At 70.7% G+C, this 11,457-nt stretch carries 12 protein-coding genes; 11 read left to right on the forward strand and 1 reads right to left on the reverse strand.

The window, feature by feature from the left end; all coding sequences use genetic code 11:
- Positions 1-59: 59 nt before the first annotated feature.
- Complete coding sequence (locus ACFY93_RS18590) at positions 60-491, reverse strand: XRE family transcriptional regulator (protein ID WP_245237322.1); 432 nt, start codon at positions 489-491, stop codon at positions 60-62.
- A 745-nt stretch (positions 492-1,236) separates the two neighbouring features.
- On the opposite strand from ACFY93_RS18590, the gene ACFY93_RS18595 reads away from it, so the two are divergent.
- The 11 genes from ACFY93_RS18595 to ACFY93_RS18645 all read left to right on the forward strand — a co-directional run.
- Positions 1,237-1,383, forward strand: a complete 147-nt coding sequence (locus ACFY93_RS18595) for a hypothetical protein (RefSeq protein WP_355979942.1) — start codon at positions 1,237-1,239, stop codon at positions 1,381-1,383.
- Complete coding sequence (locus ACFY93_RS18600; protein WP_391359890.1) at positions 1,380-2,276, forward strand: helix-turn-helix domain-containing protein; 897 nt, start codon at positions 1,380-1,382, stop codon at positions 2,274-2,276. The genes ACFY93_RS18595 and ACFY93_RS18600 overlap by 4 nt, the downstream gene beginning before the upstream one ends.
- Positions 2,277-2,278: 2 nt before the next feature.
- Positions 2,279-2,995 carry a hypothetical protein gene (locus ACFY93_RS18605; protein ID WP_391359891.1) on the forward strand — a complete coding sequence of 239 codons (717 nt, stop codon included), beginning with the start codon at positions 2,279-2,281 and terminating at the stop codon, positions 2,993-2,995.
- 158 nt (positions 2,996-3,153) lie between these two features.
- The gene (locus ACFY93_RS18610; protein WP_391359894.1) at positions 3,154-3,795 is read left to right on the forward strand and encodes a WhiB family transcriptional regulator; all 642 of its coding nucleotides are present in this window, start codon (positions 3,154-3,156) and stop codon (positions 3,793-3,795) included.
- The gene (locus tag ACFY93_RS18615; RefSeq protein ID WP_391359896.1) at positions 3,792-5,432 is read left to right on the forward strand and encodes a hypothetical protein; all 1,641 of its coding nucleotides are present in this window, start codon (positions 3,792-3,794) and stop codon (positions 5,430-5,432) included. Before ACFY93_RS18610 ends, ACFY93_RS18615 begins: the two co-directional genes overlap by 4 nt.
- Positions 5,429-5,620, forward strand: coding sequence for a hypothetical protein (locus tag ACFY93_RS18620; RefSeq protein WP_057608355.1), 192 nt, complete (start codon positions 5,429-5,431; stop codon positions 5,618-5,620). The genes ACFY93_RS18615 and ACFY93_RS18620 overlap by 4 nt, the downstream gene beginning before the upstream one ends.
- 638 nt (positions 5,621-6,258) lie before the next feature.
- Positions 6,259-6,567 (forward strand): mobilization protein, encoded by a 309-nt coding sequence (locus tag ACFY93_RS18625; RefSeq protein WP_102912502.1) that lies wholly within the window; start codon positions 6,259-6,261, stop codon positions 6,565-6,567.
- On the forward strand, positions 6,564-8,306 hold the full coding sequence (locus ACFY93_RS18630; protein WP_391359898.1) for a relaxase/mobilization nuclease domain-containing protein: 1,743 nt from the start codon (positions 6,564-6,566) through the stop codon (positions 8,304-8,306). Before ACFY93_RS18625 ends, ACFY93_RS18630 begins: the two co-directional genes overlap by 4 nt.
- A 438-nt stretch (positions 8,307-8,744) precedes the next feature.
- Entirely contained in the window at positions 8,745-9,185 is a 441-nt protein-coding gene (locus ACFY93_RS18635; RefSeq protein ID WP_391359901.1) for a hypothetical protein, read from the forward strand.
- A gap of 79 nt (positions 9,186-9,264) precedes the next feature.
- The gene (locus ACFY93_RS18640) at positions 9,265-9,957 is read left to right on the forward strand and encodes a hypothetical protein (RefSeq protein WP_391359903.1); all 693 of its coding nucleotides are present in this window, start codon (positions 9,265-9,267) and stop codon (positions 9,955-9,957) included.
- Positions 9,958-10,524: 567 nt separating this feature from the next.
- On the forward strand, positions 10,525-11,457 hold a 933-nt coding region (locus ACFY93_RS18645; RefSeq protein WP_391359906.1), incomplete at its 3' end, for an IS1380 family transposase.

Consider the following 11,457-nt stretch of genomic DNA (forward strand, 5'->3'; position numbering starts at 1 on the left):
GGCGTAGCCTACGTGCAGACCACATTGCTTTCCTTGATCATTTACTGAACTGCGGCCGTTTACGCGCCAGTTGAGGGCGGCAACCCCTCGGATTTACGCACGCTCTCAACGATCCCCAGGACGGCATCCTTTCCGTCTGCGGAGACGTCAGATAGACGAAGAAGAACGTTCTTGATCTTCGCGTCGCGAAGCAGCGCGAGCAACTCAAGTTCCTGCACGGTCTTTTCGGCGACAGCATCGTCGAACCAATAGGCGGGATCCACGCCGAAGAACCCTGCGAGCGCTTCGAGATGACGCTTCGTCGGGTTATCGCGCTGCCCGGTCCGCAAGAGCCACAGGTACTGCCCCGACAGCTTGCCCAGCCCTCGCTTCTCCATCAGTTCGGCCACTTCAGCGTTGCTGTAAGGGCCGCGATCGGGCGGGTGCACAGTGTCGAACAGGCGGTTTAGGCGATCCATGAGCCCCTTGGGGCTCACCTGACCTTCGGCCACTCTTTCATGATCCTTTCCAGGGCGGGTTCGTCGTAACGTCAGCCACCCTACCCCGCCATAAACACCAGTTTGACGCACCGATCACACATGTGGAAAGTTCTTCCTCACCAGCACGTTTCCGTGTGACGCGTACCGCCTGCTTCAGGGCGACCTGTCCGTTTCTGCCGACTGGAGTACGCCGGGCGGCGTGGCGCAAGCCACATTCACCCAGCCACATACGTCACGTCTGGCAGGCCGTATTTGATCTTCGATCGGAAAGCGCGGAGGCGACCGTGGAAACTCCTCATCCACATCGCTTTTCCGCGGCCGGGAATACCAGACTCCCGCTCCAACTCGGGCACAATGGCACGCTCTTGGCGCACGGGGCAACCGCGGCAACGGTGCGCTTCGACGCGAGGACGGGCCCCGCCAGGCCCTGTGCGGACGGCTACGGCACACGACCATTCGGTGACTCTCTGCAACCAGTACAGAGTTTAAGAACCAAGTCTGGATCTTGACACCGGTCCGTGCGTATGTTCGTCGTCCCCGGGCAGCCCGCCTGCGGCGACGAACGTGAGGAGACCGCGAGCACGGACCGGACCGCGAAGGTCCGCAAACAGCGACGGCGCCCGAGAGCGGTAACTCACGGACGCCGAACGCTAAGCGGCATACCCGCCCCGGCAAGGGCGGAGAGTGCCCACCATCACCACGCTGAGTCCTTCCGAGGGGCGCGTCAGCGTGGCAACACTGCAAAGGGGAGTATCGCATGCCTCCTGCCCTGCGTAAAAGGCCCTTCCGCCTGGCCTGCGCGGCAGCCACCACCGCCTCGGCGCCTCAGCGCCCCGAGCCGGACCGCACCACCCTGGCCCCGGCGACCAGCCGGACCCGCCCGCTCGTCTGGAGCGGCCGATGAGCAGCGAAGCCCGCGAGTGGGTGTGGGAGCACAGCTCCAGCCGAGGGGCCGCGCGCCTGGTCCTGCTGTCGATCGCCGACCGGGTGGCCGACGAGCAGTGCATCTCCTGGGCCTCGCTGTCCAGCCTGGCCAAGCGCACCCGCGCCTCGGTCTCCACGGTGCGTGAAGCCGTCGAGCGCCTGCTCCTGGCCGGCGAGCTGGAACAACTCGATGACCTCGTAGGTCCGCAGCGCAGCACGGTCTACCGCATGCCTCTCGCCGCCGAAGTGGTCGCCCAGGCCCAGCGAGAGCAGCAGGAGCAGGAAGACAGCGACACAGCAGCAGACGAGCCCGCGGGCCCCGCGAAGCTTCGGCTCTCGGCTCTGCGGCGGTACGGAATCCGCCCGCGTGAGGTGCCGGAATCCCCCGCGAGGGTCCGGAATCCGGCAGTACCGGAAACCGGCAGGTCGAGGCGGAAACCGGCACAGCGACGTACCGGCCACCGGCACAGCGATGTACGGGCTACCGGCACACAGAACCGTAGTGAACCTGATTTGAACCGGAGGTACAGGAGTAGTGGTGCTGCCGTCCTCCCGGCTGCCGAGTGGCAGGTCGACTCCGCTACCCACACTTGGGCCCGCCAGCAGGGACACCTCGATCGCCTCGGCGAGCAGGGCCTGCGGGCCGCCGACGCGAAGTGGCGTGCACATCGGGCGGGCCATGCTCCGAGGGCGGCAGAAGCCTGGGCTGCCGACTGGCGCGCCTGGGTTGCCCGGGAGCACGCTCCCAGCCGACCGAACCTCTATGCCGTGCCCGGCAAGAACACGGCCGTACCGGGGGGCATGACGCGGACGGAGGCCCACACCGCCGCCCTGCTTGCCGCCCTCGACGAGCCGACCGGAACGGAGGGCTGACCGTGGATCGCCGCGAAATCGCAGCCCTGCTGGCCTACATCGGCCGACTCGACCCCCGCACCATCCGCACGGACCAAGGCGAGGCGCGCGACCAGCTCGCCCAGTGGCACGAGCTGTTGGGCGACGTGCCGATGGCCACCCCGCACGGCTGGGACGTCCGCGTCGCCGCCCGCCAGCACATCCGCACCTCGCCGTACCAGATCCTGCCCGCGGACGTGGCCCGCCCCTGGGAGAGCTACCGGCGCGACCGCCTGGCGAGGCACTCCGATCCCACGCCGTCCGTCGACCCGGACGACCAGGCCGCCTGGACCGCAGAGCTGGCCAGCACCCGCCGCGCCGTCGCCGCCGGCACCGCCCAGCCCGCGCAGGCCCGAGCAATCACCAGCGGTCGCGACGGAGTCGACCCGAAGCTGGAGGCGCGGCTGCGGGAGATCGGCTCCTGCATACCGCCCGCCACCCGAGCAGCCCTCGCGCCCTACCGACCCGCCCGCGCAGCCCGTGAGGCCGCTGTCGCGCAGGGACTGCCCGATGCCCTGAGCGTGCGGTGCGAGTGGTGCCTGTCCCAGCCCGGCGAACCATGCCGCCGCCGAAGGATCGGCCCCGACGGCGGAGCCCGCGGAACCGCCCCGCGCGCCACCCCGCACCCCGGCCGCCTCGACCTCGCCACCGCCCAGCAGGCCCAGCACACCGAGCAGGCCCAGCAGCCCGCCCTGGCCTGACCGGCGCACTCGGCGCGTGCACCACCGTCCGCTGCACCGCCACCCGACACGTCCCGCACCGGCTGCGACGCACGCCCCGCGCCGCAGCCGGCACCCGACGCCGCACCCGCCGAGCACCGCCCTAGCCGGCCGCCGCGGCAGCACATCGGAGACCCGCCTTGCGCCACATCACCACCCACGACGCGCCGGCCACCGGCCTGCGCGGCATCGCAGACACCAGCTGGCACACCCGCGCAGCGTGCCACGGCATGGACGTCGAAGACGCCGACGCCGTGTTCTTCCCCGGGCCCCGGGACCACGAGGAGATCGCAGAGGCGAAGGAGCTGTGCGGCTGGTGCCCCGTACGCCGCGAATGCCTGGACTTCGCACTGGAGAACGTCCTCAAGGAGGGCGTCTGGGGCGGCCTCACCGAAGCCGAGCGGCGCCCGCTGCACGACGGACTGCACCGGCGCCTGGACTACCGGCGCGTGACCGCCTTCTTCCAGGGACGCGACGTGCACCTGACCGGGGCCGAGCGGCAGGTCGTCATCGACCACGCCTACGTCCGGGGCTGGCAGTCCGACCGGCTCGCCGCCGCCCTGCAGATCAGCCACAAGCACGCCCGAGACCTGCTCCGGCAAGCCGCCAACAAGGTCCTCGACCGCGACCGTAACTACGGCGTGCCCCGCCCCAAGAAGAGGCGGAAGAAGACCTCCAAGGCCAAGGGCACCCCCGCGCCCGCAGCTCCCGGCACGCAGCAGCCAGCAGGCCGCCCGGCAGCGTCGCCCCCGACGCACGCCCCTCTCGGAAAGGCAGCATGACCCACCCCGTCCTCGCCTTCGGTGCTACTTCGGACCTCCCTCTCCTCCTCGTCGCCGTCGTGCCCGCCACCCTCGCGCTCGTGCTGACCGCCTGGACCATCCGGCGCCGGGGATCTCGCTCGCAGAAACGTCTCGGCGGCCCAGCGGTCAAGGTCGCCGCCGTCGCCGCCCTCGGCTGCACCGCCTACAGCGCCGACACCTCGTGGCGGTTCGCCGCCGACTACCTCGACATGGCCGGCGCCGCCGAGCGCGCCGGCATGTTCGCCGCCGCCGAACTCGCCCTGTTCGCCACCGCGCTGATGGCACGGCAGAACCTCGCCGTCCAAGGCGCCCCCGGCCTGCCGGGCATGCTGGTCTGGGTGATCACCACGGTGCAGGTGATCCCCGCCTACGCAGAGAGCGGCCCCATCGGCGGCACCGTCCGCGCCTTCGTCGGACCAGTCATGGCGGCGATGCTGTGGCACCTGGCCATGGGCATCGAACTGCGCCTGCGGACACCCGGCGCCGCCTCAAAAGGGCTGATCGCCGTCCTGGGCCGGGAGGCACGCGAGCGTCTCCTGTCCCGCCTCGGCATCGCCGTGCGGGACCGCGACGCCGCACAGATCACCCGGGACCGGGCCACCGCCCGTGCGGTCACCCTCGCCGCCCGCCTCGCCGAGCGCACACCCGAGCAGCAGCGGAACCGTCGAGGTCGGCGGCTGACCCGACGCCTGTCGAAGGCGCTCGGCAGGGCTTCGGTCGGCACCGACCCCCTCCAGCGAGCACAACTGCTCGACCAGCTAGCCGCCCGGCGACACGCGCTCGCGCTCGCCACGGTCCCGCTCCCTTCTCCCTGGTCCCCGGCACACAGCAGCGCATCGGCGGCCACGGTCCCCGCACAGCCGACATCGAATGTGCCGGTCCCCGTCCCCGGTCCCGACGGTTCCGACGAGCCGGTCCCGGACCGAGGACCGAGGACTCCTCGGGGACCGGTCCCCGAGGAGGCTGACCCTGAAGCCACGGTCGGCGCGGGGACCAAGGGCGACGAAACGAGAACGACCGCGGGGACCAAGCCCCCTGAAGACGGTGCGGTCCCGGGGACCGGTCCCGCCGATCCAGAAGCCGCAGCGCGGGACACAGCGGCCACGAGGACCGACCACAACGCGCGAGAAGTAGCAGCTCAGGAGCCAGATTCTCATCGGGGACCGAGGCTCGCGAAGTCGGGGACCGAGAGCACCGAGGACCGCGGACCGACCGCCACCGAGTCCGGGACCGAGACCACCCAGGACCGCGGACCGACCGCCACCGAGTCCGGGACCGAGACCACCCAGGACCGCGGACACAAGGTCCCACTCCGCCGGAAGCCGGCCAGGAAGTCCCGGACGAAGAACAAGGACAAGCGTGCCCAGTCCCGCTCTCCGCAGACGGAGCGCGCGGCACGCGAGCTGGGCGAGTCCGAGCGCCAGCTTGTCCACGAGGTACGCCCCCATGTTCCCGCCCTGCTCGAACGGGACGGCAACGGAGCGATCACCCGGGTGCAGCTGCGCGAAATCATCCGCCGCCAGGGCCTGACGGGTGTCGGGAACGACCGACTCGGCCTCGTCCTCCAGGAGCTGCGGAACGAGGACATCACGATGACGAGGAGCACCGCCCGATGAAGACCTGCCACCAGTTCGACACCGTCCGCGCGGAGTACGAGCGAGAGATCGGGTTCATGCTCGCTCACTCCGAGCGGCACGCGGGCAGGCCGGCGGCGAAGTCCAGTGCGAAGCAAGCTGCCTCGGCGAAACAGCGAATGGCCCGCGCGCTCAACAGCCACGTCGGGCGCTGCCCCGAGTGCGGCTGAACCGGCAAAGCACCAGTTCAAAGCCCGTGCCCGCAAAGGTGGCCCGGCTCCGTGCCGGGCACCACCGCCCCGCTTAGGAGGTACGCCGTGATTCCGCGTCCCCCTCGTTCTTCCGAGCCCACCGTCGCCGAGGCCGATGCCTGGGCGGACGTCCTGGTCCGCCGACAACTCCTACACGCCATCGTCCTCACGTCGACCGGGCAGTGGCTCGTCCAGGACCGCCCCGACGGGCCGGTCCGCGTCCTTGCCAGCCCAGCCGATGTCCTTGCGCTGGCCGCAACCATCGAGCAGCGCACCCGCTCCACGAGGCCCGAATCCCGATGACGAACGCACGAAAGAACGGCACCATCCCGGAACCTGATCCCGACTCCAACTCGGTCTCGGGGCGAGCAAGTTGGGGCGGAAGCGTAGCTTCCGCCGAACCCGCCCCCTCGGGGGCGGGAGAGGACCTGCACCGGGGGGCGCAGGTCCTTGAAGCTTCGACCGGGGGCGGATCGAAGCCAGGGCAGGAGGAGAAGCAGACTGAGCCGCGTGTACGCCGACAGCACGCTCCTCGCGCCCGCCAGCGTCCGCGCCAGTCGCCCGAGAAGAAGCGCCTCCACCAGCCCAACACACGTTTCAATGATGATGAGTTCGCCATGATCAAGTCCGCCGCCGCCCAGTGCAATCTGTCCGTCGCCGGGTTCCTCGCCCGCTCCGCGCTCGCCGCCGCCCGCGACCTCAACCGCACCAGCGCCGAGATCGCCGACGAACGCGAAGTCATCACAGCCCTGTTCGACAGCCGACGTCGGCTCGGCTGGGCCGGCAGCAATCTCAACCAGGCAGTCAAGGCGCTCAACTCCGGTGCAGACGTTCCTCAGCTCGAAGCGGCCGTCGCCGCCGTACGGCGTGCCGCCGACACCGCCCACGAAGCCGCCACACGGCTGATCGAGCACCACGGCTCGTGATCCCCAGCGTCAACCCGTCCGGGTCGGACACCAGAGGTCTCCTCTACTACCTCTACGAGACCGGCAAGTACGAGGATCACACCGACCCCCATCTCGTCGCCTCCTTCGACGGCATGTCCCCCGACCCCGGCCGCGACCCGAGCGCCACCCTCACAGACCTCCAGCAACTCCTGGACCAGCCCGTGATGGCCCTCGCCAAGCACGCCCGCCCGGCCAAGCACGTGTGGCACACCTCCGTACGCGCCGACCCCGGCGACCGGATCCTGTCCGACGAGGAGTGGGCCGACATCGCCCGCCGCATCGTCGCCGCCACCGGCATCGACCCCGGCGACGGACAGCCCGGCTGCCGTTGGGCCGCCGTACGCCACGCCGACGACCACATCCACATCGTCGCCACCCTCGTCACCGAGGACGGCCACCGCCCCGACGACTTCCGCTCCGGCGCCCGCGCCCAGGCAGAAGCCCGGCTCATCGAGAAGGAACTCGGCCTCCACCAGGTCGCCCCCGGCGACGGCACCGCAGCCCAACGGCCCACCAGCGCCGAACGCCACAAAGCCGAGCGGCAGGGTCGCGAGCGCACCGCCCGCGAGGAACTGCGCGAAACCGTACGACGGGCGGTGGCCGGCGCGAGGAGCGACGAGGAGTTCTTCGACCGGCTCGCCACCGCCGGCCTCCTGATCCGCAAGCGCGCCGCTCCCTCTGGCGACCTCCTCGGGTACAAGGTCGCCCTGCCCGATGACCTGAACAAGGACGGCGAGCCGGTGTTCTACCCCGGCGCGCGCCTGGCCCCCGACCTGTCGCTGCCCCGCATCCGCGAGCGCTGGGCCGGTGACGCGCAGGACGTTCCGGCTGCCCAGCGGGAGGATGCGATCCGTACGGAGCCGGGCAGTCCGGCCGCTGCACGCCGCGGGACAGCCTCGGCCGTGTGGCAGGCCGTGCTCGTCGTCGAGCACGGCGAGGACGCGGTCGCCGCCGCCCACATCGCAGCGGCCGGCGAGGTCCTGGATGCCCTCGCGAAGACCTCCGCCGCCCACACCCGCCGCGAACTGCGCGACGCTGCAACGGCTTTCGAACGGGCCTCGCGCTCTCACGTCCGCGCCGTGCGCGGGCACGATCGAGCCCTGCGGCAGGCCGCCCGCGACCTCGTCCAAAGCGGCCCGGTCCTCGGCCGCGGCGAGGACGGAGCCACCACGGCCATGGCTATCGACATGCTGTTCTTCCTCATCACCGCCGCCGCGCACTGGCACGCCAGGAAGGGGCACGCCCAGCAGGCCGAGGCCGCTACCCGGGCCGCCGCGCACCTGCGCACCGCCTACCAGGCCGCCGCCGCCCAGCCCCTGGGCGTGCTCTACCAGCGCGGCCGACGCCTGAGCCGACCGATGCTCCAGCGGCCGACCGTGCTGCTGCGCGAGGCGCTGCCGGAGCTGGCCGAGCAGATCCTCGCCGAACCCGGCTGGTACGCCCTGGCGGCGACCATCGCGGAAGCCGAAGCCGCCGGACACGACGCGGCCCTCCTTCTGTCCGACGTTGCCGGCCGCCGCGAACTCGGCACCGCGGACTCCGTCAGCGACGTGCTCGTGTGGCGGATGCGGCGGACCGCCGATCTGCCCGCCGATGCCTCCCACCTGCCCGAGACCAGCACCGCAGGGCGCCGGTCCGCAATGCACGGGACGAACACCAGGCCCTCCGCGCCCGGCAGGCAGCGCAGCGGAGAGGACACATCACGTAAGACCCTGTGAGCCCGCCGGGTGCCTGCACGCGGACTCAGTGCATCACCGAGAGAAGGGACAGCGCCACCGCTTCGCCCGCAATCCAGAGCATGGTCGTGCGCCACATCGAACCTCGGTGGCGACCAGGTCCGATGTGGGGGCTGGCATCCGTGCACCCGCAGGACGGACGGGCATGGCGCAGGTGGGGTGAGTCGAGCCAGTAGGCGTCGCGAAGTTGAGCGGTCGAGGGAGACGATGGCGTGTGATCGGGCACACCCTGGCATGGCCACCCCGGCGCATGGAGACACGCATCGTGGCCAACTCATCCTCTGGGCAGCCCAGAAGCCGAATACCTCTGCTGACCTGGCCGGAGGTGACTGTGGACTTTGTGAATTGAAACCGCCGGGGGCGTGGGGCACGATCATGAAACGCGCAGGACGAGGTGCTGAGGTAGAGGAGGACGCCGAGGTGTTTCACCGGATACGCCGCAGGGCCAAGGAGCCGAGCGAAGCTCAGAGACAGTTCGCCGAGCTGTACGTGCAGCTGCAGGGCCAAGTGCCGTCCGGCCTCGGAGTGCCAGCGCCTGAGCCGGAGTCCGCCGAGCCAGCCATCGTGGACGACTTCCTCCCGCCGGAACTGCGGGTGCCGAGCCACGACCAGGTCGAAGGCAAAATGATGCCGTGGAAGCAGCCCCTCGTCCTCGACGGCGAGATGGCCGCCTGCACCGAGTGCGGCGCATACCGGGATTGGCTCATCCTCTCCACCCGCGGTGAGATCTGGCTGCGCTGCAGGGCCGGACACCAGCAGCAGGAGACCCGCATCGACACCGCCTGGTACAACCGGCACTCCGGGCCGGCGGACGCGACGCACGCCACGTTCGAGGACTGCCTGCGCCACCTCGGGCACTGACCACCACTCCTACGACCCCACCGGGCCCGCGGGCCCGCACTGACCACCCGTCGCCTAGCACCAAGGGGTCAGTTCCGTCATGCGCGTTCGCGTCGCCACCACCGCACTCGGCATCACCGCCGCCCTCCTCGCTCTGCCCGCCTGCGCCGCCGACACCACCGGGGCCAAGCATCAGACCCCCTCCTCCCGTACGGGAAAGCCGGCCGACGCCGTCCAGAAGCCGGCCGCGCTCTCCTCGGCCGCACTCGAGTCCCGCCTGCTCGACCCGCGCGACCTCGGCAGCGGCTACCTTCCCAAGCCGGAGCGTCCGGCCCAGCACGACGACGTCACCGTCATCGGCTGCCCCGCCCTGAGCGAGCTGGGCGGCGATGCGGCGACTGGCGGCACACTCGCCTTCCCGCACAAGGCGAAGGCGGACTTCACCTACGACGGCAGCTCCTCGGAGATCTCCGAGGAGCTGTACAGCGACAGCGCGAAGAAGCTCTCCGACGGCATCGACCGGATCTTCGACGCCATGACCGGCTGCCCGACCTATCAGGTCGTCGCGGGCGGCACCCCGGTCGACGTGACCTCCCAGAAGCTGCCCGCACCCCACGCCGGCGGTGACGAGCAGTGGAGCCAGCTCCTGACGTTCATCGCCGGGGGACGGAGCACCGTGGTCAAGCAGACCGCGATCCGCGACGGCAACCTGCTGCTGGTCGTCTCCGGCTCCCCAGCCCTGGTCGACCGCCACCTCGACAAGGCTCTCGCCAAGGCCACGGCAACGAGCTGACCTGTGTGCACGTCACGCTGCTGCCTCCGACCACCGCAGGTCGGGGGCAGCAGTGCGTTACTGGCTGACGCGTTGAGCGGCGCGAGCGGCTTGCCCTGGTACCCAGGCTCGGACCTGGCCGGGCTGGATGTAGAGCACGTTCGGGTTATGACTGTGCGGCCCATAGCCACTGGAGGCGTTCACGAGCAGGTACGCGCCTGCGGGAACGTGCCAGTTCCAGAACCAGGCGTCCTGCTGCCGCCCGGTGTCGCACCAGGTCACGACAGCTTTGGAGCCACGGCGGCCGTGCTGGTAGACCCGCGTCACCTGGAGGAGTTGCCCCTGCCCGGAGCTTCAGTGCTGCTTGAAATGCCTGCCACTGCGCCGCGAGGGCAGCCGTGCGCTTGCGGCGTGAACGGACCGTCAACGCGATCGTCACGGCGACGATGAGAGCGATGACCATTAACCTCGCGCTTTCACGAGATGGGGTGTCCGAGGCTTGATCAAATAAGCGGAGAGTGCTCCTGACCTGCAACGATGGGACTTGTCGAGGGTCCTGTTGGCTGCACGGAAAGAAGCACTCTCCAGGTGAAGAAGCGTATCGGGTCCTACCCGCGTGTCCGCATCGAGGGCGGTGGCCGGGCTGTGGTCTCGCAGGCCGGGGGCGTGATGCTGGTCGAGACCGTCCGCAAGGCCGGCCTGGACACCGCGATATCCACGGCGCTGACGCCGTGGCGGAAGGCCCGGGCGGCGCACGACCCGGGCAAGGTTCTCCTGGATGTCGCCCTGGCGGTCGCGTCGGGCGGGGACTGCCTCGCGGATGTGGGCATGCTGCGGGCCGAGCCGGCCGTGTTCGGGTCGGTCGCCTCCGACCCGACGGTCTCCCGCCTGATCGACACCCTCGCCGCCTCCGGCCAGAAGGCCCTGCAGGCGATCCGTTCCGCGCGGGCCCAGGCCCGCGAGCGGGTCTGGCAGTTGGCCGGCCGGGTGGCGCCCGACGCGGGCGGGACGGTGACCGTCGACCTCGACGGGGTCCTGGTGATCGCGCACTCCGACAAGGAGGACGCCGCACCCACCTGGAAGCGGACCTACGGCCATCACCCGCTCATGGCCTTCGTCGACCACGGCCCCTGCGGAACCGGGGAACCGGTCGCGGCCCTGCTCAGGCCGGGCAACGCGGGCTCGAACACCGCCGCCGACCACATCACCACCGCCCGACTCGCCCTGGCCCAGCTGCCGGCCAGATTCCGGCGCGGCCGACGGACCCTGGTCCGCACGGATTCCGCGGGCGGCACCCACGACTTCGTCGCCTGGCTGGCCCAGCGGGGGCGATGGCTGTCCTACTCCGTCGGCATGGTGATCACCGACGCGATCCACCAGCATGTCCTGAAGGTGCCCGCATCCGCCTGGACGCCGGCCGTCGAGGCGGACGGCGAGATCCGGGACGGCGCCTGGGTCGCCGAGCTCACCGGCGACGTCCTGGACGGCTGGCCCCAGGGCATGCGGCTGATCGTCAGGAAG

This window comes from Streptomyces sp. NPDC008313, from assembly GCF_042956125.1.
Lineage (GTDB): Bacteria > Actinomycetota > Actinomycetes > Streptomycetales > Streptomycetaceae > Streptomyces.